The sequence below is a fragment of the Nocardia uniformis NBRC 13702 genome (assembly GCF_001613345.1).
In the GTDB taxonomy this organism is placed as follows: Bacteria; Actinomycetota; Actinomycetes; order Mycobacteriales; family Mycobacteriaceae; genus Nocardia; species Nocardia uniformis.
The window spans coordinates 35682-61397 of the sequence record NZ_BDCE01000108.1; the positions used below are offsets into that span (position 1 = coordinate 35682).

The 25716-nt window shown below is 65.8% G+C and carries 23 protein-coding genes and 1 riboswitch; of the genes, 9 read left to right on the top strand and 14 right to left on the bottom strand.

The window, feature by feature from the left end; genetic code table 11:
- Positions 1-60: 60 nt before the first annotated feature.
- Both NU1_RS36790 and NU1_RS36795 read right to left on the bottom strand, forming a co-directional pair.
- On the bottom strand, positions 61-330 hold the full coding sequence (locus NU1_RS36790) for a hypothetical protein (protein ID WP_067528858.1): 270 nt from the start codon (positions 328-330) through the stop codon (positions 61-63).
- 28 nt (positions 331-358) lie between these two features.
- Positions 359-1531, bottom strand: a complete 1173-nt coding sequence (locus tag NU1_RS36795) for an LGFP repeat-containing protein (protein ID WP_067528859.1) — start codon at positions 1529-1531, stop codon at positions 359-361.
- A gap of 255 nt (positions 1532-1786) precedes the next feature.
- On the opposite strand from NU1_RS36795, the gene NU1_RS36800 reads away from it, so the two are divergent.
- The 3 genes from NU1_RS36800 to NU1_RS36810 all read left to right on the top strand — a co-directional run bounded on the left by NU1_RS36800 (position 1787) and on the right by NU1_RS36810 (position 6582).
- Positions 1787-2992, top strand: a complete 1206-nt coding sequence (locus NU1_RS36800) for a homogentisate 1,2-dioxygenase (RefSeq protein ID WP_067528860.1) — start codon at positions 1787-1789, stop codon at positions 2990-2992.
- Positions 2989-4182 carry a fumarylacetoacetase gene (fahA, locus tag NU1_RS36805; protein ID WP_067528892.1) on the top strand — a complete coding sequence of 398 codons (1194 nt, stop codon included), beginning with the start codon at positions 2989-2991 and terminating at the stop codon, positions 4180-4182. The genes NU1_RS36800 and fahA overlap by 4 nt, the downstream gene beginning before the upstream one ends.
- Positions 4183-4287: 105 nt before the next feature.
- The gene (locus tag NU1_RS36810; RefSeq protein WP_307645723.1) at positions 4288-6582 is read left to right on the top strand and encodes an MMPL family transporter; all 2295 of its coding nucleotides are present in this window, start codon (positions 4288-4290) and stop codon (positions 6580-6582) included.
- 163 nt (positions 6583-6745) lie between these two features.
- On the opposite strand, the gene NU1_RS36815 is transcribed toward NU1_RS36810, so the two are convergent.
- Positions 6746-7426 (bottom strand): TetR/AcrR family transcriptional regulator, encoded by a 681-nt coding sequence (locus tag NU1_RS36815; RefSeq protein ID WP_067528862.1) that lies wholly within the window; start codon positions 7424-7426, stop codon positions 6746-6748.
- Between the two features lie 98 nt (positions 7427-7524).
- Here NU1_RS36815 and NU1_RS36820 point away from each other — a divergent pair, with 98 nt between their 5' ends.
- Positions 7525-8952 (top strand): lipase family protein, encoded by a 1428-nt coding sequence (locus tag NU1_RS36820; protein WP_169815193.1) that lies wholly within the window; start codon positions 7525-7527, stop codon positions 8950-8952.
- Between the two features lie 206 nt (positions 8953-9158).
- On the opposite strand, the gene NU1_RS36825 is transcribed toward NU1_RS36820, so the two are convergent.
- Positions 9159-9353: a hypothetical protein gene (locus NU1_RS36825; RefSeq protein ID WP_067528864.1), complete on the bottom strand. Its 195-nt coding sequence runs from the start codon at positions 9351-9353 to the stop codon at positions 9159-9161.
- A gap of 105 nt (positions 9354-9458) precedes the next feature.
- Positions 9459-9584, top strand: a riboswitch (TPP riboswitch).
- Here NU1_RS36825 and thiC point away from each other — a divergent pair.
- Positions 9576-11270, top strand: a complete 1695-nt coding sequence (gene thiC, locus NU1_RS36830) for a phosphomethylpyrimidine synthase ThiC (RefSeq protein ID WP_084522152.1) — start codon at positions 9576-9578, stop codon at positions 11268-11270. (Overlaps the previous riboswitch by 9 nt.)
- Before the next feature lie 268 nt (positions 11271-11538).
- Here the strand turns inward: thiC and NU1_RS36835 are convergent, their stop codons facing one another.
- Together NU1_RS36835 and NU1_RS36840 are read right to left on the bottom strand one after the other, a co-directional pair.
- Positions 11539-11946, bottom strand: coding sequence for a VOC family protein (locus tag NU1_RS36835; RefSeq protein ID WP_067528865.1), 408 nt, complete (start codon positions 11944-11946; stop codon positions 11539-11541).
- Positions 11947-12014: 68 nt separating this feature from the next.
- Positions 12015-12662 carry a TetR/AcrR family transcriptional regulator gene (locus tag NU1_RS36840; RefSeq protein ID WP_067528866.1) on the bottom strand — a complete coding sequence of 216 codons (648 nt, stop codon included), beginning with the start codon at positions 12660-12662 and terminating at the stop codon, positions 12015-12017.
- Positions 12663-12749: 87 nt separating this feature from the next.
- Here NU1_RS36840 and NU1_RS36845 point away from each other — a divergent pair, with 87 nt between their 5' ends.
- Positions 12750-13898, top strand: a complete 1149-nt coding sequence (locus NU1_RS36845) for an epoxide hydrolase family protein (RefSeq protein ID WP_067528867.1) — start codon at positions 12750-12752, stop codon at positions 13896-13898.
- Between the two features lie 343 nt (positions 13899-14241).
- On the top strand, positions 14242-14865 hold the full coding sequence (locus tag NU1_RS36850; protein ID WP_067528868.1) for an NAD(P)-dependent oxidoreductase: 624 nt from the start codon (positions 14242-14244) through the stop codon (positions 14863-14865).
- Between the two features lie 211 nt (positions 14866-15076).
- On the opposite strand, the gene NU1_RS36855 is transcribed toward NU1_RS36850, so the two are convergent.
- Positions 15077-16225, bottom strand: coding sequence for a GTP-binding protein (locus NU1_RS36855; RefSeq protein ID WP_067528869.1), 1149 nt, complete (start codon positions 16223-16225; stop codon positions 15077-15079).
- 80 nt (positions 16226-16305) lie between these two features.
- On the opposite strand from NU1_RS36855, the gene thiD reads away from it, so the two are divergent.
- Both thiD and NU1_RS42435 read left to right on the top strand, forming a co-directional pair.
- Positions 16306-17148 carry a bifunctional hydroxymethylpyrimidine kinase/phosphomethylpyrimidine kinase gene (gene thiD / locus NU1_RS36860; protein WP_067528870.1) on the top strand — a complete coding sequence of 281 codons (843 nt, stop codon included), beginning with the start codon at positions 16306-16308 and terminating at the stop codon, positions 17146-17148.
- 117 nt (positions 17149-17265) lie between these two features.
- Positions 17266-17433 carry a hypothetical protein gene (locus tag NU1_RS42435; RefSeq protein ID WP_169815194.1) on the top strand — a complete coding sequence of 56 codons (168 nt, stop codon included), beginning with the start codon at positions 17266-17268 and terminating at the stop codon, positions 17431-17433.
- Between the two features lie 5 nt (positions 17434-17438).
- Here the strand turns inward: NU1_RS42435 and NU1_RS36865 are convergent, their stop codons facing one another.
- The 7 genes from NU1_RS36865 to NU1_RS36895 form a co-directional block, all read right to left on the bottom strand.
- Positions 17439-18212: an SDR family oxidoreductase gene (locus tag NU1_RS36865; protein ID WP_067528871.1), complete on the bottom strand. Its 774-nt coding sequence runs from the start codon at positions 18210-18212 to the stop codon at positions 17439-17441.
- An 80-nt stretch (positions 18213-18292) separates the two neighbouring features.
- Positions 18293-18907, bottom strand: a complete 615-nt coding sequence (locus NU1_RS36870) for a TetR/AcrR family transcriptional regulator (protein ID WP_067528872.1) — start codon at positions 18905-18907, stop codon at positions 18293-18295.
- A 5-nt stretch (positions 18908-18912) separates the two neighbouring features.
- Positions 18913-19704 carry an enoyl-CoA hydratase family protein gene (locus tag NU1_RS36875; protein ID WP_067528873.1) on the bottom strand — a complete coding sequence of 264 codons (792 nt, stop codon included), beginning with the start codon at positions 19702-19704 and terminating at the stop codon, positions 18913-18915.
- Positions 19705-19750: 46 nt separating this feature from the next.
- Positions 19751-20911 (bottom strand): acyl-CoA dehydrogenase family protein, encoded by a 1161-nt coding sequence (locus tag NU1_RS36880; protein WP_067528874.1) that lies wholly within the window; start codon positions 20909-20911, stop codon positions 19751-19753.
- A gap of 3 nt (positions 20912-20914) precedes the next feature.
- Complete coding sequence (locus NU1_RS36885) at positions 20915-22903, bottom strand: ATP-binding protein (RefSeq protein WP_067528875.1); 1989 nt, start codon at positions 22901-22903, stop codon at positions 20915-20917.
- A gap of 8 nt (positions 22904-22911) precedes the next feature.
- Positions 22912-24516 carry an acyl-CoA carboxylase subunit beta gene (locus tag NU1_RS36890; protein WP_067528876.1) on the bottom strand — a complete coding sequence of 535 codons (1605 nt, stop codon included), beginning with the start codon at positions 24514-24516 and terminating at the stop codon, positions 22912-22914.
- Positions 24513-25676: an acyl-CoA dehydrogenase family protein gene (locus tag NU1_RS36895; protein ID WP_067528877.1), complete on the bottom strand. Its 1164-nt coding sequence runs from the start codon at positions 25674-25676 to the stop codon at positions 24513-24515. Before NU1_RS36895 ends, NU1_RS36890 begins: the two co-directional genes overlap by 4 nt.
- Positions 25677-25716: the final 40 nt, after the last annotated feature.

Here is a 25716-nt window from a genome sequence, read left to right on the forward strand (position 1 = left end):
GCGACCCGGAAGCGGGTCGCGCCGAACATCATTGGGTCGATCAGCGAGTCAGTGCGTCGATCAGTGCGCGGTCCCCGGAGGCCGCTGCGACTTATGGGTGACCATCGCGACCAACGCGGTCAGCACCGCGCCGACCACACCACCACCCGCGACCTGAGCGAGGATCTGGCCGAAGTCGAGGCCGCCACTGGTTACCGCCTGAATGATGGCACCGGTAATACCGCCGCCCACCGCGCCGACGGCGCTATTGCCCGCCACCCCCAGGCCGTTGCGCGCACCGGCGAGATTACCGCCGATCAGTCCGGCGACAAGTCCCAGAATCCATTCCATAGCTCCAGTCCCTTCTCGGTTACCGCGGTTACGACCTGCGCCCGGTGTTCTCGTCGGTGCCGCTCTCCTGGTCCGCGCCGGTCCGACCATCGGTGAGCGGCGGTATGTCATCGCCCACCAGTGGGGTCAGCCGGGTGGTTTCGCGCTTCGCGTGCCGTCCGCCTCCGGTCCCCACCTCGGGGTTCTGCCACTGCGGTGCATCCACATTCGGCGTATTCGGTCGGCGCACCTCCGTACCGGACATGCCGGGCTTGCGGACCTCCGCATTCGGCATATCGGCGCTGGGGGCCGTCATGCGCGGCGGATTCGACTGCGGCACAGTCGCCTCGGGCGCCTTCGCGTTCGGCGTCTTCGGCTTCGGCACCGACATCGACGGCGCGGTCACCGGACCACGGCGGCGACCACCCAGCATCGCGAGCAGCCCGCCCGCGACCGCGGTGATGGCCAGTCCGATCGGGACGGCCCACCACCGGTTGATTCCGGAACTCGACGCTTCGGGTGCACCGATATTCGGGGAGGGCACCCCGGGCACGTCGATATTGGGATTAGGGACGGCTCCCCCTTCGGCATTCGCCCGGAAGCCGGGCAGCGAGGCCGCCAGGGCGGGCGGCTGGGTGGTCAACCCATTCGTCTCCGACCAGCTGATCTCGGTTCCGCCCGGACCACTGAACTGTCCGGTCTCGATGCCGTTGACGACGGCGGTATCGGTGGTCGGGTAGCCGAAGGGTCCTTCGACACCGCCGCTGGCCGTCCATGCGTCGAGCACCTCACCCCGCATCAGGTGGGCACCGGACTGCGGACTCCAATAGATCGCCGCCCCACCGGGTCTGGCGAAATCATTGAAGCGCCCGGTCCCGTCACCGGCACCGCTCTCATCGTTGCGCGGGAATCCGAGCGCGGCCGGGCCGCCGAGCGACCGGTACTTGTCGAGGATCCCGCCGTGCATCACGTGGGCGCCGGTGTCGGCCGAGTAGAAGATGGTGCCGCCCGCATAGTCGCGTTCGGCGCCATCCGCGATATCGGTGGCCGCTCCGACCGGATTACCGAGCAATGATTCGGAGCCGCCGAACTCGGTGAAGCGCTCATTGATCGCAGTGGTCGCCTCATCGGATGGCGCGGCCGATGCGGCGGGGGCCCCGCATAGGCCGGAGGCGAGTAGGGCAGCGAGTCCGCTCGCGAATGCGAGACGCGAAATTGACATAACCAACTCCTCTGACGGCGATGTCCACGACGAAATGTCAAAGAATTTCAGCGAGAAAAGTCGGAATACGATGGATCGCGCACCCGCTCGGGCACTCGGCCATTCAAGCACGACCAGAGGAAGGTGCAAGGAAACAATTCAGCAACATATTTCTAATTCCATTGTTGGAATTACATCGTTGCAAATATCGCAATCGCGTGGCTACGATGGACGCGGGGCTGGCGGGGCCAGCGCAGTCGGACGGGAGGCCGGAACATGGCGTTCTATCGACAGGTGGGGGCAGTGCCGCCAAAGCGGCACACCCAGCATCGCGATGCCGATGGGAAGCTCTACTACGAGGAGCTGATGGGCGAGGAGGGGTTCTCCGGCGATTCGTCGCTGCTCTATCACCGCGGCCTACCACCGGCCATTGTGGATTCGCAGGTCTGGGAGTTGCCGGATCAGCGAACCTACCCGAATCATCCACTCCAGCACCGGCATCTGCGGTTGCACGAACTGTTCCCGGGCGACGTACCGGCTGCCACCGACGTGGTGACGGGTCGACGACTGCTGCTCGGCAATGCCGATGTGCGGATCTCATATGTGGTGGCGGCGCAGGAATCGCCCTTGTACCGCAATGCGATCGGCGACGAGCTGGTCTACATCGAAGCCGGGGCCGGGCGGGTACAGACGGTCTTCGGTGAGTTGCCGGTGCGGCAGGGCCATCAGGTGCTGCTACCGCGCGCCACCACGCACCGTTGGCTGCCGGAGGGACCGGAACCCTTGCGCGCCTACATTATCGAGGCTTCCGGGCATATCACCCCGCCCAAGCGGTATCTGTCCCGGTTCGGCCAACTGCTCGAGCACGCGCCCTACTGCGAACGCGATCTACACGGGCCGGCCGAACCGCTGCTGGGCGACGGCACCGATGTCGAGGTGCTGGTGAAGCACCGACCGTCCGGCGAGGTCGTCGGCAGCCGAATGGTTTACGCCGCACACCCGTTCGATGTGGTCGGCTGGGACGGCTGCCTGTATCCGTTCGTGTTCGATATCGCCGATTTCGAGCCCATTACCGGTCGTATACACCAGCCACCGCCCGCGCATCAGGCCTTCGAGGGCAGCAATTTCGTGATCTGCAATTTCGTACCGCGCAAGGTCGATTATCACCCGTTGTCTATTCCGGTGCCCTACTACCACTCCAATGTGGACTCCGACGAAATCATGTTCTACTGCGGCGGAAATTACGAGGCACGCAAGGGTTCCGGTATCGGACAGGGTTCGGTGTCGGTACATCCCGGTGGCTACGCGCACGGGCCGCAGCCGGGGGCCTATGAGCGCAGTATCGGCCTGGAGTTCTTCGACGAGTTGGCGGTAATGGTCGACACCTTCCGCCCGCTCGGGCTCGGGGAGGGTGCACTGGCCTGCGAGGATTCCGAGTACGCGTGGACATGGTCGGGTCGTGGTCCGAGGGGGCGGGAATGAGTAGTCGGGTGCGTATCGAGATTCCGGAGGGCTCCGGGTTCGGGCCACAACATTTGCCGTACTGTGTCTTCGCCCCGGCGGGTGGCGAACCCCGTGTCGGGGCCCGGCTGGGCGATTGTGTCGTGGATCTGGCCGTGGCACTGGATGATCCGATGTTCGCGCAGCCCAGCCTCAATGCCTTCATGGCACAGGGCCCGGCCATCTGGCGTGAGGTCCGCGAACGCCTGCAGGCGGCGGCGGACGGCGAATTCCCGGCCGCCGCGGTGCATGCGGTATCGGCGGTTCGGCTGCAACTGCCGGTGCAGGTCGGCGACTACGTGGACTTCTACGCCAGCATCGATCACGCCACCAATGCCGGGCGCATCTTCCGGCCGGATTCCGAACCGCTGCTGCCGAATTGGCGGCATCTACCGGTGGGCTATCACGGTCGCGCCGGAACCGTGGTGGTATCGGGTACCGAGGTGGTGCGCCCCTGCGGACAACGCCGGACCGATTCGGGCACACCGGATTTCGGTCCGAGTCAGCGCCTCGATATCGAGGCGGAGCTGGGTTTCGTCATCGGTGCGAGCACCCCGCTGGGTGATCGGATCGGCACCGAGGAGTTCGCCGACCATGTGTTCGGGGTGGCCCTGGTCAATGATTGGTCGGCCCGCGACCTACAGGCCTGGGAGGCCCAGCCGCTGGGGCCGTTCCTCGGCAAGTCCTTCGCCACCTCGCTGTCGGCGTGGGTGACGCCCCTGGATGCCCTGCGGGAAGCGCGGATTCCACTGCCCGAACAGCAACCACGGCCACTGCCCTATCTGCGGGATCGCGATCCCTGGGGTTTCGATATCGAGCTGCGTATCGAATGGAACGGGCAGGTGGTCTCCACGCCCCCGTATTCGCGTATGTACTGGTCCCCGGCGCAGATGCTGGCCCATATGACGGTGAACGGCGCATCCACCCGTACCGGCGATCTATTCGCGTCCGGCACCATTTCCGGACCCGAACGCGAACAGCGCGGATCGCTGTTGGAATTGAGCTGGGGCGGCACCGAACCGGTGGATGTGGGCACCGCCGAGCACCCGGATAAACGCACCTTCCTGGAGGACGGCGACGAGGTGGTGATCACCGCATCGGCTCCGGCCGCGCACGGTGGCCGCATTACGCTGGGCGAGGTGCGGGGCGCGATCACGCCCGCCCGCGACTGACCGCGACGACCCTCCCGCCGGGCTGTTCGATAGCCGATCGGCATGTCCATGACCATGGTCACTGTCGATCGCTAACCCCGGATGTGGACAGCTACCGTTCCGACGTTGAGGACTTCGGAGGGTAGTGCGTCGATGCTGACCAATCTCGCTCGCTTCGCCATGGCGCGCCCTCGCGCCGTCCTGGTGGCCGCGCTGTTGCTGATGATTATTTGCGGTGGCTTCGGCGCGACCGTGAAATCCCATATGGTCGGCGGCGGCTATCTCACCGATGAGCTCGAGGCCGTCCAGGCCAATGACTTCATCGAGGACAACTTCCCGGGCGGCAACCCGAACCTCATCATCATGATCACCGCCGAGGGCGGGGTGAACAGCCCGGAGGCGCGCGCCGCGGCGCAGCGCATTACCGCCGATCTCAGCGATGACGCCGATGTGACCGGAGTGCGGTCCTACTGGACCACCGTCACCGAGCGCTCCGATCTGGCGACCGCGCTGCGCAGCAAGGACAGTAAGCGCGGACTGATCATGGCCAGCCTGGTCGGCACCGATACCGAGATCCAGAACCGAGCCGCCGTCCTGTCGAAGGATTTGACCGGCGATTACGACGGCGTGCAGGTGCGGCTCGGCGGTATGGCGGGCACCTTCGCCGATATCAACCATCAGGTCGAGAAGGATCTGCTGCTCGCCGAGGCCATCGCCATCCCGATCTCCGGTCTGCTGCTGGTGCTGGTGTTCGGCAGCCTGGTGGCGGCCGCGCTGCCACTGGCCGTGGGGCTGTTCGCGATTGCCGCCACCCTCGGCATTCTGCGGGCCCTGACCACGGTCATGGAGGTGTCGATCTTCGCGCTGAATATGACCAGCGCACTGGGGTTGGCACTGGCGATCGACTACAGCCTGTTCATAGTCAGCCGCTTCCGGGAGGAGAAGGAGCGGGGCCGCGATACCCGTGCCGCCGTCCTGCGCGCGGTGCAGACGGCGGGGCGCACCGTGGTGTTCTCCGGTCTGACAGTCGCGCTGGCACTGGCCGCGCTGGCGGTATTCCCGCAGCCGTTCTTCAAATCCTTCGCCTTCGCCGGCGTGGCCGTGGTGCTCGCGGCGGTGGCGGCGTCGGTGCTGCTGCTCCCGGCGGCGCTGGTGCTGCTCGGCGATCGGGTGAATGCCCTGGATCTCCGGAAACCACTGCGCCGCGTATTCGGTCGCGGCGAGGCGAAACCGGTACGACCGGAGGACAGCGGCTGGTACCGCCTCGTCACCTGGGTGATGCGGCACGCCGCCCCCGTTGCGATTGTCACCACCGCACTGCTGCTGGCACTCGGATCGCCCTTCCTCTCAGCGCAGTTCGGCAGCCCGGATGATCGGGTGATCGGGGACTTCGCCTCCAGCCGCCAGGTCGGTGATGCGCTGCGCGAGGAGTTCAATGCCGATATGGCGTCGAGCGCGGTCGTGGTGCTACCCGAATTCCAGGGCACGACGGCCGATATCGCGGCCTACGCCGTGGCGCTGTCGAAGGTGCCGGATGTTCCGGCGGTGCTCTCCAGTGACGGCGTCTACGTCAATGGCACGAAAATGGCGGCCGGAATTCCGGAGATGGCCGGACCGACCGGGACCTACCTGTCGGTCGGCACCACGCTTCCGCCATCCTCGGTGGCGGGCAAGGAGCAATTGGCCGCGCTGCGCGCGGTACCCGCCCCCGGGGCGGTGCTGTTCGGCGGTGCGACCGCGCTCGACGCCGACACCATGGCGACGGTGGTGGACCGGCTGCCGGTGGCGATAGCACTGATCGCGGTGATCACCCTGATTCTGCTGTTCCTGTTCACCGGCAGTGTGGTGCTGCCGCTCAAGGCCCTGCTGTTGAACCTCTTCTCGGTGACGGCGACCTTCGGCGCGATGATCTGGATCTTCCAGGATGGCCACCTGTCGAGCGTGCTCGGTTTCACCCCGACCGGCACCATCGATCTGTTCATGCCCATCCTCATGTTCTGCCTGGCCTTCGGCGTGTCCATGGACTACGAGGTATTCCTGCTGTCCCGCGTCCGCGAAGAGTGGCTGGCGTCGGATCGCGGCCGCGACGCCAACACTCGTTCCGTGGCCATGGGCGTGGCCCGCACCGGCCGGATCTTCACCGCCGCCGCGAGTTTGATGGCCGTGGTACTGCTCGCGGTCGCGACGTCGGAGGTCGCCGCCATGAAACTGTTCGGCATCGGCCTCGCGCTGGCGGTAATCGCCGACGCCACCGTTATTCGCGGCCTACTCGCCCCGGCCCTGATGCGCCTGATGAGCACCGGCAACTGGTGGGCACCGAAACCGCTTGCGGCGCTGCACAAACGGATCGGCTTGGAAGAGGAGCCGATGGAAGAACCAACCGCTGCGACGAAGTTCGAGAAGGCACCCGCCGTAGGCTGACGGGCGGCCGGAACTACCGCACGTTTCGTCATCGAACCGCCCCCGTCATCGAAGCGCTCCACCGACCGCCCTGTTCGAGTGTGGATTCCGGCCAAAAACATGCCGGAATGACAGGGGTCCATGACGGGGGACGTTACGTGTGGGCTTCTGAGCAGGTGCTTGGCTATCGACTCTCCGCGGCCGCGCGACGGCCGAGTTCGACCACCTTCACGAAATGCATCAGATCGTCGGTCAGCGTCTGCACCGAATCCGGCGCACCGCCGTCGTCGTGATGGTGCAGCCAATCCGCGACCAGTTCGAACATGCCGCCGATGGCGGCCAAACTCACTGCGAGACTTCGCCGTTCATCGGCATCCACCGTCGGCCACTGGGTGTTCAGGAAGGCCCCGGCCCAGCGGCGGTTGCCACGGCGCTGCTTCTCCACGGCGGGCGAGATGCCGCCCGCCTCCCCGAAGGTCACCTTGGCCAGTCGCACATCGTCGGCGATGGCGTGTACGAACGCCGCCACCACGGCGCGTAGCCGCTGTTCCCAGTCGAGGGCGGCGCTCTCCGCGGCGACCTCGGCGACCCGTTGCTGGAACTGAACCGTGATCTGTTCCAGCAGCGCTACATAGCAGGCTTCCTTGCTCTCGAAATGATCGTAGAAGCCCTTGGTGCCGACATAGGCGTGCTGGCAGATCTGCTCGATGGAGGTTCCCGAATAGCTCTGTAGGGCAAACAGTTCGGTGGCCGAGGCGAGCAATTGCCGACGACGCTGCTCGCTGCGCTCATCGGCGTCGAGGCCACGGATACGGCGCCGAACGGGGGTGTGGTCGGGCCGCGCGGCGGATTTGCTGCGGGTCATGGATGGAACCTTAGCTGCGTCTATTTCAAAAAGATGTCTTGTTGACAACAGGATACCGTGTTGTAATCGCTGTCACGTCGATGAGGAAGGGAGCAGACGTGTCTGTGATCAATGGGGATCGCCGTCGACGGGGGTGGCGTCGGTTTACGGCGGCCGCGCTCGCGGCGGCTATGGGGTTCAGCACCGCCGTACTGCTGGGGAGCACCGCGCCCACGGCGACGGCAGCGCCGCAGCCGGTGGATATCGACCCGTTCTATCAAGCGCCCGCCGACTTCGAAGCCGCCGCGCCGGGCGATATCCTGCGCAGCCGTGAGGTGCAGCTGGCGGTACTCACGGTGCTGCCGGTGCGAGTTCGGGCCTGGCAGTTGCTCTATCGCACCACCGACCTGTTCGACAATCCGACGGTCGCGGCCACCACGGTGGCGGTTCCCATGGGGGCCGACACTTCTCGTAGCCGACCACTGGTTTCGCACCAGTTCTTCTACGACAGCGCCGCACCACACTGCGCACCCTCGTTCGTACTGCAGCAGGGCGGCGGGCTGGCCGGGGTCGAGGGCATCCACTCCAATGTCGAATACCTGGAACTGGTGGCCTCCATCAGCCAGGGCTATGCCATCAACGTTCCCGATTACGAAGGCCTGAACGGGCATCTGGCGGTCGCCAAGGAGCCCGGCTACATGGTGCTCGACAGCATTCGGGCCGCCGAACGCTTCGAACCCCTCGGCCTCGATGGCGTGAATACGCCGGTGGCGCTGTGGGGTTACTCCGGTGGCGGTATGGCCAGCGGTTGGGCGGCGGAAATGCAGCCCACCTACGCGCCGGAGCTGAATATCAAGGGCGCGGCCATCGGCGCACCGGTTTCGGATGTGGAGTCGCTGCTGCACGTGAACGGCTCGATGTTCTCCAGCCTCATCGGTATCGGCATCGCCTCACTGAAGAACGCCTACCCCAAGTTCGCGGAGACCACCGAGCGGTACATGACGCCGGAGGGCCTGGCCCTGCTGAACCGCACCAATAGTCAGTGTCTGCCGCGCAATGCGCTGACCATGATGTTCATCGACTATCAGAAATTGCTGACCATTCCGATCAAGGATTTCCTGGCGCTGCCGGAGATCCGCGAGGTGTTCGACGCGACCGTGCTCGGCAAGACCGCGCCGACCATGCCGATCATGCTGTACCAGGGTGTATTCGACGAGGCCGTACCGGTGTACGACAGCAATGATCTGGTCGATCAGTGGTGTGCGGGCGGCACCTCGGTGCTCTACAAGCGCGACCATTTGAGCGAGCATCTGACCCTGCCCACACTCGGCATGGGTGATGCCTTCAACTGGGTGCGCAGCCGCATGGCTCCCGGTGCGGTCGACCCGGTGGGCTGCCGGACCGAGAATCACCTGTCACTGTTCTTCGACATCGACGACATCCTCATGACGAGCGAAATCAATATCAACGCCACCTTCGGTGCGCTGGGCTGGCCCATCGGCCCGCAAGAGCTCGTCCGCCTCCCCGGGACTTCAGCGCACGGCTGAGAGCCGTTGACCGTCGCGGACGCGTGCCGACGGTTGGGAGCCGATCCGATTTTGGACGTCCCCGACGAGTTACCCCCCACCGTCGCGAAATCGGTTGTCACGTACGAAACGGCACACGCGCCTCGACGAACGGGGTGTTCATGCCCCGACCTCATCGGAGAGTCGGGGCATGATTCGCGACGCCTACGCTGGCAAGCGCACCTGATCTATTCCTGAATGGTCCAGACGCCGACCTCTTTGTAGGCCGAGTTGAAGATGCCCGAACCGTCGCCCGCCACGAGGTCGTAGTGCTTCATGTTCCCGCCCCAGTACCGCAGGATGCGGCCCAGCTCATCGGCGAGATCGGGTGATTCCACGCCGCCGGGCAGGGCGTCCAGGTCCACTTCCAGGGTGAATTTCACTTCTCGAAAGTAGCGCGGGCGTCCGGTTTGCGCGGCTATCAGCCGCAGCGAGCCGTCCCGCGTCGCGATTCTCGGCGAACCGGTATGGTCGGCTCCGTCAACTAATCGCATGCCAACGGGGGCTCGCACCAGCGGGCTGAGAGGACGGCTAGCCCATTCCGGGCGTCAGGGCCGTCGACCGTATGAACCTGACCGGGTAATGCCGGCGTAGGGAGGATTCAAATGTCACCTGATCGTGTCGCGCCCAAAAACGGGGCTACCAAGAACGGGTCCGCCAAGAGCAAGGCACCCGTCGACACTGTGACTACCGGACCCATCGAGGGCAGCGTCAAGCACTACGAGCAGGTCGAGGCCGATGGCACGGCCCTGCGGATTCCGGTGCGGCGTATCAATCTCACCAATGGCGATCACTTCGACGTCTACGACACCTCCGGCCCGTACACCGATTCCACCGCGGCCATCGATCTCGAGGCCGGGCTGCCCGCGCTGCGTGGCGAATGGGCCAAGCCCGAGGTGCCGGGCCCGCCGACCCAGCTGGCGTGGGCGCGCGAGGGCATCATCACCAAGGAGATGCGCTATATCGCGGCACGTGAGGGCGTGGACCCGGAGCTCGTGCGCGAGGAGGTCGCCGCGGGTCGCGCGGTGATTCCCGCCAACCACAAGCACCCCGAATGCGAGCCGATGATCATCGGCAAGAAGTTCGCGGTGAAGATCAACGCCAATATCGGCAACTCGGCCGTTTCCTCCTCCATTGCCGAGGAGGTGGAGAAGATGGTGTGGGCCACCCGGTGGGGCGCGGACACCATCATGGACCTGTCCACCGGTAAGAACATTCACGAGACCCGCGAGTGGATTCTGCGCAACTCCCCGGTCCCGGTCGGCACCGTGCCGATCTACCAGGCCCTGGAGAAGGTGAACGGCGATCCCACCCTGCTCACCTGGGAGCTCTACCGCGACACCATTATCGAGCAGGCCGAGCAGGGCGTGGACTACATGACCGTGCACGCGGGCGTGCTGCTGCGCTACATCCCGCTGACCGCCAAGCGTGTCACCGGCATTGTGTCGCGCGGTGGCTCGATCATGGCGGCGTGGTGTCTGGCGCACCACCAGGAATCGTTCCTGTACACGAATTTCCGTGAGCTGTGCGAGATTCTGGCCAAGTACGACATCACCTTCTCCCTGGGTGACGGTCTGCGTCCGGGCTCCATCGCCGATGCCAATGACGAGGCCCAGTTCGCCGAGCTGCGCACCCTGGGTGAGCTGACGAAGATCGCGAAATCCTATGGCGTGCAGGTAATGATCGAGGGCCCGGGCCACGTACCCATGCACAAGATCGTGGAAAACGTTCGGCTGGAAGAGGAGTTGTGCGAGGAGGCCCCGTTCTACACACTGGGCCCGCTCGCCACCGATATCGCGCCCGCCTACGACCACATCACCTCGGCCATCGGCGCGGCCATCATCGCGCAGGCGGGCACCGCCATGCTCTGCTACGTGACGCCCAAGGAACACCTGGGTCTGCCCAACCGCGATGACGTGAAGGTCGGCGTCATTACCTACAAGATCGCCGCGCACGCCGCCGATCTCGCCAAGCAGCACCCACGTGCGCAGGAGCGCGATAACGAACTGTCCAAGGCGCGCTTCGAATTCCGCTGGAAGGACCAGTTCGCGCTCTCGCTCGATCCGGATACCGCGCGGGAGTACCACGACGAAACCCTGCCCGCCGAACCGGCGAAAACCGCGCACTTCTGCTCCATGTGCGGGCCGAAGTTCTGCTCCATGCGTATCTCGGCGGATGTGCGCGAGTACGCGGAGAAGCAGGGGCTCACCGATGTGGCCGCCATCGAGGCGGGCATGGCGGAGAAATCGGAGGAGTTCGCGGCCACCGGCAACCAGGTGTACCTGCCGATCGTCTCCTGACTTGGCACCCATCCCCGTGTTGGTCGTGCACTGTTGAAGGTGGCGACCAACACGGGAGGTGGACAATGACGGCTACACCGCCTGATCCACAAGACAACTCATTCCATCGAACAAGGGCATCCTCCAAGATTGCCCTCCACTTCGAGCGCGCCCAACGGTGGGACGCGGTCGCACACGCGGCGCAGCTACATCGCGCCCAAAAAGTCGGCGCGTGACGGATGATCTCGTCCACTCCGGTGAGTGGCGAGCGCAGATGCGCGCGGCCGATTCAGGCGAGCGCCGAGATCTGCTGCACGCCCCAGCTGTTCCCATCCGGGTCGTCGAAGAATACGAAGCCGACATTGTCGAGCGGATCGGGCATGGGCCTGGGATTCTCGCCCAAGACCTGGATATCGCTGACCGCGACGCCGCGCGCGACCAACTCGGCATGCGCCTGTTTCAGGTCGGGCACCACCAGTTGCAGGCCCTTGATCGAGCCCGGTTCCATCTTGGGCACCGCACCCTCGCCGATCACAATGGAGCAACCGGATCCGGGCGGGGTGAGCTGCACGACCCGTACACCGTCGGCGATCTTCGTGTCGTGGTCGACGGTGAAGCCGAGCTGATTGCTGTAGAAATCCTTGGCGCGGTCCACGTCCGTCACCGGAACGATGACCACTTCGAGAGTCCAGTTCATGGGTCCTCCGTTTCGAGGCGATCCCCCCGTCGAAACGATAGTTCTCGCAAGGGAATCCGCGCTGGATTTCAGCGGCCCGGCTGCCAGCGTCCGGCGAATTCGCCCGGCTCCGGCGCCGGGCCCGGGAGTTTTCCCGAGGCGGCGAGCCCGTCCACCAGCATGGCCAGAATGCGACGGCGCAGCTGTGCGGAGCGGGTTTTGTCGGGCAGGGTGATGGCGGCACAGGCCTCGAGGATCAGGCCGAGGTCGGCGGTGGTGACACCGGCGCGCAGGCGGCCGGATTCGTGGGCGCGACGAATGATCTCGTCGTTCAACTCCCCCGCGCGCTGTACGTCCGGAAACATCGAGGGTTCCGGGGTGAAGGTGCCCGCCAAATGCGTGGTGAGCGAGTGGACATCCGCGTCCACCACCCGTTCCAGGAAGTCCACCAGCGCCTGCCAACCGTCGGAATCCCGCAGCGCCGCTTCGGCTTCGGTGTTGTAGCGGCGTAGCCCCTCGTGGCAGAGGGTGCGCAGCAGCACCTCCTTGCTGGAGTAGCGGCGGTACAGGGCGCTGATGCCGACGCCCGCGCGTTCGGCGACGGCGGCGATGGGGGCGGCGGCATCGGCGAGGAAGACCTCGCGGGCGGCCTCCAGGATGCGTTCATCATTGCGGGCGGCCTGGGCCTTGCGGCCGGGCAGGGCGCGCTGAGCTGGTACTTCAACGGTTTCGGGCATGACTTCACCATAACACTTGAAACGGAATGCTCCGTTCTGTTACGGTTAGAACAGAACGAAACATTCCGTTCCACAGAGGAGCTACAAATGACTCACACCGCCGACGCCATCCGCCCCTTCCGCATCGACGTCCCCCAGGCTCAGCTCGACGACCTGGCCGACCGGCTGCGCCGGGCGCTGTGGCCGAACGAGCTGCCGGGTGTCGGCGACGCGTACGGCGTTTCCGGCGACCGGGTGCGGACCCTGGCCGAGTACTGGTTGGCGGAATTCGACTGGCGGGCACTGGAGGCCAAACTCAATGCCCATCCGCAATTCACCACCGAGATCGATGGCGAGGACATCCACTTCCTGCACATCCGGTCTTCGCGAGAGGATGCGACGCCGGTGATCCTCACGCACGGCTGGCCGGGTTCGGTGCTCGAGTACCTCGATGTCATTGCCCCGCTGACCGAACCCGAATCGGCCGAGGATCCGGCCTTCCACCTGGTCATCCCCTCGCTGCCCGGTTTCGGTTTCTCCGGCCCGACCCGCAGCACCGGGTGGAGCCGGTACCGCACGGCGCAGGCGTGGGTCGAACTGATGAGCCGTCTCGGTTACGAGCAGTACGGCGCGATCGGCAATGACGGCGGCTCGATGGTCTCGCCGGAGATGGGCCGGATCGCGCCGGACAAGGTGATCGGCGTCCATGTCACCCAGCTGTTCTCGTTCCCGTCCGGGGATCCGGCGGAGTTCGAGGGGATGTCCGAGGAGGATATGGCGGCGCTGCAGCACCTGCAGTGGTTCCACGAGAACAAGATGGCGTTCAACACCCTGCACAGCCAGCAGCCGCAGACCCTGGCCTACGCGCTGGCCGATTCGCCGCTGGGGCTACTCGGTTGGAACGCACAGCTTTTCGGTGAGGGCCTCGACGCGGAATTCGTGATCGGCAATGTGGCGATCTACTGGCTGACCGGGACCGCGGGTTCGTCCCTGCGCTTCTACTACGAGGACGCGCACACCGCCGAACACCCGACCGAGCCGACCACGGTGCCGACCGCGCTGGCCATGTTCAAGGGCGATTTCCAGTCGATCCGCCGCTTCGCCGAGCGCGACCACAAGAACATCGTCCGCTGGAACTCCTATGACGCCGGATCCGAGACAGGTGGCCCGAACGACGCGGCCGGACACTACGCCGCACACGAAGCACCCGAGGTGATCGTCACCGACATCCGGGAGTTCTTCGGGCAGCTGCGCTGATCAGCGATAAGAACGCGTAGGGGCCGCGGCGACGACCGCGGCCCCTACGTCTCGGTCCGCGACAGCTGATTTCGCAAGAATCGGGGTAACTCACCGGGTAGGCCCAAATCGGCTCGACTCCAGCCGTCGGCACGCGTGCGAACAGTCGACGGCTCTGAACTGCGCGCTGAAGTCTCGGGGAGGCGGGGGAGCTCAACGGCTCTCAGCCGCGCGCTGAAGTCTCGGCGAGGTGGGGAACCGAGCTCCTGACGTATGTCTGCGAGACGCACGACGATGGTTCCCGGGACTCTCCGTTGATGTACTGAATTCAACAAAGTCACAACGGATTTCAAGGAGCACGACAATGCGAGTAGCTATTTTCGGATCCACCGGCACCCTCGGCCGCCACGTCGTCACCGGGGCGCTCGAACAGGGTCATGAGGTCACCGCTTTCACCCGGTCCGCCGCGAATGTCAGCACCACCCATGAGCGACTGCGCGTGGTGGTGGGCGATGTGCTCGATCCGGCCGCGGTCGAGCAGGCGGTCATCGGCCAGGACGCCGTTATCGTCTGCCTCGGTTCCGGCCGCAAGGGCGTGGTGCGCGCCGAGGGCACCCGCACCGTGATGGCGGCCATGGAGCGGACCGGGGTGAAGCGGCTCATCTGCCAGACCACGCTGGGCGCGGGCGACAGCCACGGGAATCTGAACTTCCTGTGGAAGTACATCCTGTTCGGGATGCTGCTGCGCAAGGCCATGGCCGACCACAATGTGCAGGAGGGGTACGTGCGGGCTTCCGATCTGGAGTGGACCATTGTGCGACCCAGTGCCTTCACCGACGGCCCGCGCACGGGTGCGTACAAGCGCGATTTCGGAGTCGGTGCGAAGGGGCTCGAACTGAAGATCTCGCGAGCGGATATCGCGGCGTTCCTGGTGGAACAGCTCGATGACCCGACCTATGTGCGGCGCACCCCGGCGATCTCGAATTGAGCTGACCGGCAATGGGTCCCGGCCTCGCCGCAGCACCTACACCTGCTTCCTGCGCATCCCGTCATTCCGGCGCGCTTTTGGCCGGAATCCACACCGTGAGCTGCGGGCCTCGGGGGTGTGGATCCCGGCCAAAAGCATGCCGGGATGACGAAGAGGGCAGCACGCCGAGGTGACGGGATTCGGGATCGGGACGTAGGGACGGGGATTCCCCTCAGGCGTGTTCGTGGATATCGCCCCAGGCGGGGAACGGGTCGGGGTAGCTCGCCCAGACCTGTTGTCCCGCAGCGAATTCAGCGTCCGTGAGCAGGGCCGCGTCGAGCAACCCGCGTACCTTCTCGCGGTCCAGCTTCACACCGATGAAGACGATCTCCGATCCGGGCACCTCGTTCAGCGCGGACCAGAACGCGGCGGGTTCGAAGGTGAGGTTCGGTCCGGCCTGCGACCAGATGGCGACCATATCGGCGCGGCTGGCGAGCCAGCAGAAACCCTTGCTGCGCAAGAGGCCTCGCAGCTGAGTCAGGGCGTCGTCGAGGCGCTCGGGGTGGAACGGCCGCTCGGCGGTGTAGGTGAGGCTGCGAATACCGTATTCCTCCGTCTCCGGGGTGTGCCCGCCCGCCAATTCCTCATCCCAGCCCGCGGTTTCGGCGGCGAGGTCCGGATTGAACAGACCGGTATCGAGCACTTCCGCCAGATCGACCGAGCCGTTGACCGCACGCAGGATCTTGGCCTGGGGATTGAGGCGGCGAATGGTGGCCTCCACACTGCCGACCGCATTGGCACTCACCAGGTCGGTCTTGGAGATGATCAGCACGTCGGCGAACTCCACCTGATCGACGAGCAGGTCGGAGATGGTGCGCGCATCACCCTCGCCCGCCTGCATTTCCCGATCCTCCAGGGATTGCCCGCGCACCACCTCGGGCAGGAAGGTGGAGGCGTCGACCACGGTCACCATGGTGTCGAGCCGGGCGACATCGCCCAGTTTGAACCCGTCCTCGAATTCCCATTCGAAGGTGGCGGCCACCGGCATGGGTTCGGAGATTCCGGTGGATTCGATCACCAGCTGGTCGAAGCGCCCCTCGCGCGCGAGCTTGCCGACCGATTCGATGAGGTCCTCGCGCAGCGTGCAGCAGATGCAGCCATTGGTGAGCTCGACCAGTTTCTCCTCGGTCCGATCCAGGTGCCCCTGCCCCGCGACCAGCGCGGCATCGATATTCACCTCGCTCATGTCATTGACAATGACCGCCACCCGACGGCCCTCGCGATTGGCCAGGATGTGGTTGAGCAAGGTGGTCTTCCCGGCACCGAGAAAGCCGGAAAGCACGGTTACGGGCAGCGGGGCGATGGGCTGGGCTGAGGTCATATCTTAATGGTAACGGTTTTCATTTGCAGAACTGCGGCGGGGCTCCCGCTCCGGGCCGCACGCCACGTAGGGTCTGGTGCGTGGAACTGCTACCGCTGACTCCGAATGGCAAGACTCCGGTTCGCGTGCTCACCATTGCCGGAACCGACTCCGGCGGCGGCGCGGGAATTCAGGCCGACAGCCGCACCATGGCCATGTGCGGGGTACACGCGTGTGTGGCGGTGGCCGCGGTGACGGTGCAGAACACACTGGGTGTCAGCGGTTTCCACGAGATCCCGGCGCATATCGTGGCCGACCAGGTGCGGACCGTGGTCACCGATATCGGGATCGGGGCGGCCAAGACCGGGATGCTGGCGTCGACGGCGATTATCGAAGCCGTGGCGGGGGTGTGCCGGGAGGTCGGAATCGGGCGCGACGGCGACATCCCACTCGTCGTGGACCCGGTGGCGGCGTCCATGCACGGCGATCCGCTGCTGCACGCCGAGGCCCTGGATGCCGTGCGGTACACGCTGTTTCCGCTGGCCACCGTGGTCACACCCAATCTCGACGAGGTGCGGCTCCTGACCGGCATCGAGGTGATCGATGATCGCACCGCCCGGCAGGCCGCCGAGGCGTTGCACGCGCTCGGGCCGCGCTGGGCGATTGTGAAGGGCGGGCACCTGCGCGGGTCGGCCAATAGCCCCGACCTGCTGTTCGACGGTGAGACCTTCCATGAGATCACCGCCTCGCGCATTCCCACCGGCAATGACCACGGCGGCGGCGACACCATGGCCGCGGCCCTGGCCTGCGCTCTCGCGCACGGATATTCGGTGCCCGATGCCTTCTCCTTCGCCAAGGAGTGGACGCGGCGCTGTCTCGAAGCCGCCTACGACCTGGGTGCCGGCCACGGCCCGGTCTCCCCGCTCTGGCGATTGCACGAGTGAAGCTCGCAGCCCCCATCAAGACCGGTAGACGCCCGCTTCCTCGGAAGCGGGCGTCTACCTCGTTCGCGCGTCTTACGCTGAATTCACCACGAACACAGCACATTCAGGGATGTCGCCATGGCCGATCCCATTCCGCTGAGCCCGCTACCGCTCAGCGACGCACACCGTGAATCCTTCTGGCGTCGAGTCGGCTGGACCCCGAATCTCCCAGCGCGGGAACGCGAAGCGATCGAACAACGCTGGGATGACGAAACCATCGACCTGGCAGAGACTTTCGGCTGGTAGTCCGATCAGACAAGGTGGTTGGCCCGCGCCCATTCCGCGAAGGTGGGACCGGCCAGGTACGCGTGCGCGCCGGGGAGCAGGGTGCCGTCCTCGAACTGCTCACGATCCGGGTTCTCCGGATCGCTGACCTCGACCACGCGAACCCCATTGCCGAGCCGCTCCGCGAGCAGGGCGGCCGCACCGGCCATGGTCTCCGGCTGGGGTCCGGCAACCTCCAGGAACGGGCCGACGGCGATTTCGGCCGGACGCACGGCCAGATCGACCAGCGCCTCGGCAACCGTGCGCGCCGCGACCAACTGGGTGCGCATATTCGGCAGGTAGGCGACGTCGCCCTGGGTACCCCACCCCAGCATGACCTCGACCAGCTCGTGGAACTGCGCGGCCCGCAGAATCTGCGTCGGCAACGGCCCGTCGAGCAGTGCGCGCTCGTGGGCGAGCTTGGCGGCGTTGTAGCCCGCCTCGGATTTGTCGATGCCGACAATGGACACCGCGATCAAGCGCTCGACCCCGGCCGTGCTACCCGCTTCGTGCAGGTTGTGAGCGGAGGCGGTGAAGAACTCCGTGGCGATCCGCTGATCGGCGGACGGGGTGCTCGACGTGTCGATGACCACCTGTACACCGTCGAGGGCCTCGACCAGACCCGCGCCGGTTTCGATATCCACCCCATTGGCGCGGGAGAAGGCGACGACCTCGTGGCCCTGCTCGTTCAGCACCTCCACCACGTGGCGTCCCAGCCGTCCGGTCGCTCCGGCCACCGCGATCTTCATCGACTTGCTCATGATCCCTGCTCCTTCGTCCTTGGTTTCTACAGAGACGACGAGGCAGCCCGCGCGGGTGTGACATCCGCGCGAAAATAATTTCAGCGCGGCGCGTGCAGGGCGCTGTGCAGGGTGTTCGCCCACTGCTGGACGATTTCCTTGCGCCGCAGGGAATCATCGGTGAGCACGTCGGCGAGCCCGAGCCCGCGCGCCAGGTCGAGGGTGGCCTGCACCAGATGGTGGGTCACCGGGTCGGTGTCGTCCACCCCGAGCGCCTCGACGGCCATCCGGTGCGAGATCCGACCGAAGCGCGCCTCCATCGGCACAATTCGTTCGCGCAGCGCCGGATCGGCGGCGGCATGGGTCCACACCTGCAACGCTGCCTTGAACAGCGGCGTGGTGTAGGACTCGACGAGGGAGGCGACCACCGCCTGGGTGCGGCCCGCACCCTCGGCTACCTCGCCCAGGGCGAGCGCCTCGGATTTGGATTGCGCCATCCGAGTTTCGAACATGTACTCCAGCGCGGCGGTGATCAGGTCCTCACGGGTGGGAAAGTGATGCTGGGCCGCACCGCGCGACACCCCGGCGCGTTCGGCGACCACGGCCACCGTGGCGGCCGCCCAGCCGGTTTCGGCGAGGCAGTCGATGGTGGCCTCCAGCAGCCGCTGCCGGGTGGCCCGGCTGCGGTCCTGCTTGGGCTCGTGGGGTGTCGCCATGATCGCTATTCTGCCCAGCTCGGCGGGCGGCGCTGAAAGAAGGCCGTCATGCCCTCGATGACCTCGGGGGTTCCGAAGCAGCCGCCGGAGCGCTTGGCCAGGTCATCGGCCGATCGATCGAATTCGGCGAGGATGTGGGCGGTAGTGAGGCGCTTGCTCTCGGCCAGGCCCTGCGGCGAACCCTGTCGCAGTTCGCCGCGCAGTCGCGAGACCTCCGCGGCAGGGTCGTCGGCGGCCACGGTGATGAGGCCGATGCGCTCGGCTTCGGCGGCGTCGAATTTCTCGCCGGTCTGGAAGTACCGGGCGGCCGACCGCGAGGTCATTCGCGGTAGCAGCGTCAGCGAGATAATGAAGGGGGCGAGTCCGAGTCGCGCCTCGGTGAGCGCGAAACTACTGCCGCGACCGGCGACGACGATATCGCAGGCGGCGACAATCCCCATGCCGCCCGCCCGCACATTGCCGTCGATCTGTGCCACCACGGGTTTCGGAAGTTCCAGAATTCGGCGCAGTACCTGCACCGCCCACCGGGTGCGGATATCGGCGGCGGCCGCCGGATCGGCGTCCAGGGCCTCCTTCAAATCCGCACCGGCACAGAAGGTATTGCCGGTGTGGGTGAGGACCACGCCGCGAACGGCCCGGTCCTCCCCCGCCCGTTCCAGACCCGCCAGCAGCTCCGTCACCATTCGCGACGACAGGGCGTTGCGGTTATGTGGCGAATCCAGTGTGAGCACCGCGAATCCGTCGCGCACGTCGTAGCGCACGTAGGGGGCGGTCTCGGTGGAAGTCGTATCGCTCATCGAATACTCCTGCTGCTGTGGGTCTTTCGCGGATCTTCTCGGCGGCTCAGTACGACCGCGGCAGACCCAGCGAGTGTTGCGCCACGAAATTGAGGATCATTTCGCGGCTGACGGGGGCGACGCGGGCAATGCGCGAGGCGGCGAGCATGCCGCCGAGACCGACATCGGCGGTCAGACCGGCACCACCGTGCGTCTGAATGGCCTGATCGAGGGCCTTGATACTGGCCTCCGCCGCAGCGTATTTCGCCATATTGGCGGCCTCGGCGGCACCGAAGTCGTCACCGGAGTCGTAGAGCACGGCGGCCTTCTGCATCATCAGCTTGGCCAGTTCCAGTTCGATCTTGACCTGTGCGAGGGGATGCGAAATGCCCTGGTGCGCACCGATCGGCGTCTTCCACACCTGCCGTTCCTTGGCGTACTCCACGGCCCGGTCGATGGCGTAGCGGCCCATACCGACCGCCATGGCCGAACCCATGATGCGCTCCGGGTTCAGACCGGCGAACAGCTGCGCGATGGCCGCGTCCTCCTGGCCGACCAGGGCCGTCGCGGGCAGCCGCACATCGTCGAGGAACAGCGTGAACTGGCTGTCCGGCTCGATAATGTCCATTTCCTGGCGGTTCTTCACGAAGCCGGGGGCATCGGTCGGCACGATGAAGAGCGCGGGCTTGAGGTTGCCGGTCTTGGCGTCCTCGGTGCGGGCCACAATGAGCACCGCCTCGGCCTGGTCCACCCCGGAGATGAAGATCTTGCGGCCGTTGAGGATCCAGTCGTCGCCGTCCCGGCGCGCGGTGGTGGTGATCTTGTGCGAGTTGGAGCCCGCATCGGGTTCGGTAATACCGAACACCATCTTGGCGGTGCCGTCACCGATGCGCGGCAGCCAGTTCTGCTTCTGCGCCTCGGTGCCGTACTTGGTGATGATGGTGCCGCAGATGGCGGGCGAGACCACCATGAGCAGCAGACCCGCACCCTGGGCCGACAATTCCTCCAGCACGATCGCGAGTTCGTAGATACCCGCGCCGCCACCGCCGTACTCTTCGGGCAGGTTGACGCCGAGGAAGCCGAGTTCGCCCGCCTCGTCCCACAGTTCCGACAGCGGCTCGTTCTTCATGGCCTTCGGGCGCACGTAGTCGCGGAAGTTGTACTTGGCGGCCAGCTGGGCGACGGCGGCCCGCAGTGCCTTCTGTTCGTCGGTTTCGATGAAACTCATTGCCTACTCCTGGGTTTCGTTGTGCACAACGGCGAGCACAGCGCCTACTTCGACCTGCTGACCGACCGCGACATTCAGTTCGGTGAGGATGCCGTCGGTGGGCGCGGCAATGGTGTGTTCCATCTTCATCGCCTCCAACCACAGAATCGGCTGCCCCTTGCTCACCTGCGCGCCGACCTCGGCCCCGAGGCGAATGACCGAGCCGGGCATGGGCGCGAGCAGTGAGCCCTCCGCCACCTGGTCGGCCGGATCCTCGAAGCGCGGGAGGCGGCGCACAGCCACCGGACCCAGCGGGGAATCGATGGCCACGACATCGCCGTAGCGGGCGACCTCGAAACGGCGCTGCACCGGGCCACGCTCACCGGGGATCCGCAGCACCACGGACTTCGGGGTGGCCTCGATGAGTTCGAGTCCCGGCTGCCCTTCCACCTCGAGACCGGCACGGGTCAGGGTGTAGCGCACCTCGTGCTTGCCACTGACCCGGCTCTCATACGACTTGGACTGCGGTACCGAGGGCAGGTTGCGCCAGCCGCTGGGCAGACCGGGGGCGACCCGCGCACCCGCGCGGTTGGCGGCCGATTCGGCCAACGCCGCCGCCACAATGGACAGCTTCTCGTCGGCCTCGGACACCAGTGGGGTGGACAGCTTGTCCAGGCCGTGGGTGGCGAAGAAGGCGGTATCGGTATCCCCGGCCAGGAAGGCCTCGTGCCGGAGTACCCGCACCAGCAGGTCTCGGTTGGTCACCAGGCCGTGAATCTGGGCCCGCTGTAGGGCCGATGCCAGCAGATGTGCGGCCTCGTCCCGGGTTTCGGCGAAGGAAATGACCTTGGCCAGCATGGGGTCGTAGTGCACGCCGACCACCGAGCCGTCCACTACACCGGTATCCAGGCGTACGCCCGGCTCCGCGAGGACGGTGAATTCCCCGGTGGTGCCGGGGATCTCGATGCGGTGCACGGTGCCGCTCTGCGGCTGCCAGTCGTGCGCCGGATCCTCGGCGTAGAGCCGCACCTCGATGGAGTGGCCACGCAGTTCCGGCTGCCGGGTCGGCAGTGGACGTCCGGAGGCCACCTGCAATTGCAGCCGCACCAGATCGAGTCCGGTGGTCTGCTCGGTGACCGGATGCTCCACCTGCAAGCGAGTATTCATCTCCAGGAAGAAGAATTCGCCCTGCTCGTCGGCCAGGAATTCGACGGTGCCCGCACCCTCGTAGCCAATGGCCTCGGTGGCCAGTCGCGCGGCTTCGAACAGCCGCTCCCGCATGTGGTCAACCCGCTCCACCAGTGGTGAGGGTGCTTCCTCCACCACCTTCTGGTGTCGTCGCTGAATGGAGCACTCGCGCTCACCCACCGCCCACACGGCACCGTGGGTATCGGCCATGACCTGCACCTCGATATGCCGCCCGGTCTCCAGGTAGCGCTCGCAGAACACGGTGGGATCACCGAACGCCGATTCCGCTTCCCGCCGTGCGGCTTCCAGCTGTCCGGGCAGGTCGGCGAGGTCGCGCACCACGCGCATACCGCGTCCGCCACCACCGGCGGAGGCCTTGATGAGCACCGGCAGCTGTGCCGCGGTGACCTCGGCCGGATCGAGTTCGGTCAGGACCGGCACTCCGGCGGCGTCCATCATCTTCTTGGACTCGACCTTGGAGCCCATCTGCTCGATGGCGCTCACCGGCGGGCCGATCCACACCAGTCCGGCGGCCTGTACGGCGCGCGCGAAATCGGCGTTCTCGGAGAGGAATCCGTAGCCGGGGTGAACGGCATCGGCACCGGCGGACAGCGCCGCCTCGATAATCAGCTCACCGCGTAGGTAGGTCTCGCCGGGTGTATTGCCGGGCAGGCGGACGGCGGCATCGGCCTCGGCCACATGCGGTGACGCGGCGTCGGCATCCGAGTACACCGCGACGGTGCTGATGCCCATACGACGACAGGTCGCGAATACCCGCCGCGCGATCTCACCGCGGTTGGCGACAAGAACACTGGTGATTTGCACGACCGGCCTCACATTCGGAAGACGCCGAAGCCCTCAGCGCCCTTGATCGGGGCATTGTGAATGGCGGACAGGGCCATTCCCAATACCGTGCGGGTGTCGCGGGGGTCGATGACGCCATCGTCGTAGAGGCGTCCCGACATGAACATGGGCAGCGATTCGGCTTCGATCTGCGCCTCGATCATGGCGCGCAAACCGGCGTCCTGCTCCTCGTTGAAGGGAATACCCTTGGCCTCGTTGGCCGCCCGACCGACAATCGAAATGACGCCCGCCAGCTGCGCACCACCCATAACAGCGGATTTGGCACTGGGCCAGGCGAAGACGAAGCGCGGATCGTAGGCGCGACCGCACATGCCGTAGTGGCCCGCGCCGTAGGACGCGCCCATGAGCACCGAAATATGCGGCACCTTGGAGTTCGACACCGCGTTGATCATCATCGCGCCGTGTTTGATGATGCCCTTCTGCTCGTACTCCTTGCCGACCATGTAGCCGGTGGTGTTGTGCAGGAACAGCAGTGGGGTGTCGATCTGATTGGCCAGCTGAATGAACTGGGCCGCCTTCTGCGCTTCCTCGGAGAACAGTACGCCGCGCGCGTTGGCGAGAATGCCGACCGGATAGCCGTGCAACTCGGCCCATCCGGTGACCAGACTGGAACCGTAGAGCGGTTTGAACTCGTCGAAATCGGAGCCGTCGACCACGCGGGCAATGACCTCGCGCGGATCGAAGGGGATTTTGAGATCGGTGGGCACGATGCCGAGCAGTTCCTCGCAGTCGTAGAGCGGCTCGATGACCTCGGTGCGCGGACGTGGTGCGGGACCCGCCTTCTGCCAGTTCAACCGACGCACAATGGAGCGGCCGATCCGAATGGCGTCCTGTTCGTCGGCGGCCAGGTAGTCGGCCAAACCCGAGACCCGGGAGTGCATTTCGGCACCGCCGAGGGATTCGTCATCGGACTCCTCACCGGTGGCCATCTTGACCAGCGGCGGGCCGCCGAGGAAGACCTTGGAGCGCTCCTTGATCATGACCGTGTAGTCGGACATACCGGGGATGTACGCACCACCGGCGGTGGAGTTGCCGAAGACCAGGGCGATGGTGGGAATGCCCTGCGCCGAGAGTCGGGTGAGATCGCGGAACATGCGCCCGCCGGGGACGAAAACCTCTTTCTGCGTGGGTAGATCGGCACCGCCGGATTCCACCAGACCGATGACCGGCAGGCGGTTCTCCAGGGCGATATCGTTCATGCGCAGGTTCTTGCGCAGTGTCCACGGATTCGAAGTACCGCCGCGCACCGTGGGATCCGGTGCCACGATCATGCATTCGACGCCCTCGACAATGCCGATACCGGCGATAACGCTGGCACCGACATGGAAGTCACTGCCCCAGGCGGCCAGCGGGGCCAGCTCCAGGAATGGTGAATCCTCGTCGATGAGCAGTTCGATGCGTTCGCGGGCGGTCAGCTTGCCACGCTTGCGATGTCGCGCCATCTTGTCCGGGCCGCCGCCCGCGATATTCTTGGCGTATTCGGCCTCGACCTCGGTCAACTTCGCGGTCATGGCCTCGGCGGCGGCCTGGTAATCCGCCGTTTTCGGGTCCACAGAGGTGCGCAGGATGCTCAAGACTGGTACCCCAATCGCTTGGCCGCGAGGCTGGTCAGAATCTCATTGGTGCCGCCCCCGATACCGAGGATGCGGACATCGCGGTAGTGGCGCTCCACCTCGGACTCGCGCATGTAGCCGAGTCCACCGAAGAGCTGAACCGCCTGGTGCGCAACCCATTCGGCGGTTTCGACCGCGGTGTTCTTGGCGAAGCAGACCTCGGCGATGAGGTCGCTATCGCCCTGGGCGGCGCGATCCACCACGTGCCGGGTGTAGACCCGTGCGACATCGATGCGCCGGGCCATTTCCGACAGGGTGTTCTGTACGGCCTGACGGCTGATGAGCGGGCGACCGAAGGTCTCGCGATCGCGGCACCACCGCAGGGTCAGATCCAGACAGCGCTGTGCGTGCCCGTATGCCTGGGCCGCCAGCCCGACGCGTTCACTCACGAAAGCCTGAGCGATCTGGGCGAATCCGCTGTTCTCGACGCCGACCAGATTCGAAACCGGTACGCGCACATCCACATACGACAGCTCGGCGGTATCGGAGGCCAGCCAGCCCATCTTCTCCAGCTTGCGGCTGACCGTGAAGCCGGGCGTGCCCTTCTCCACCACGAGCAGCGAAACACCGGCCGCGCCCGGACCACCCGTACGCACGGCGGTCACCACGTAGTCGGCGCGGACACCGGAGGTGATGAAGGTCTTGGAGCCATTGACGACGTACTCGTCACCGTCACGCACCGCGGTGGTGGTGAGATGCCCGACATCGGAGCCGCCACCGGGTTCGGTAATGGCCAGCGAACCGATCTTCTCGCCCGCCAGGGTCGGTTTCACCCAGCGCTCGATGTGCTCGGAGTTTCCGGAGGCGATAATGTGCGGCACCGCGATACCGCAGGTGAACAGCGAGGCGAAGAGGCCACCGGATGCGCCCGCGTAGTGCATTTCCTCGCACACGATGGCGGCGTCGATACCATCACCGCCGGAACCGCCGACCGACTCCGGGAATTGGATACCCAGCAGTCCCAGCGCACCCGCCTTCTTGTGCAGGTCGCGGGGAATTGCGCCCTCGCGCTCCCAGTCCTCGAGGTACGGCAGCACCTCACGCTCGACGAAACCGCGCACGGTAGCGCGCAATTCGCGCCGCTCGGGCGTAGTCCAGGGATTCACGTAACCGGTGCTCATGACTGTGTCCTCTCGGGCATGACCTGGGGTCCTCCGTGGT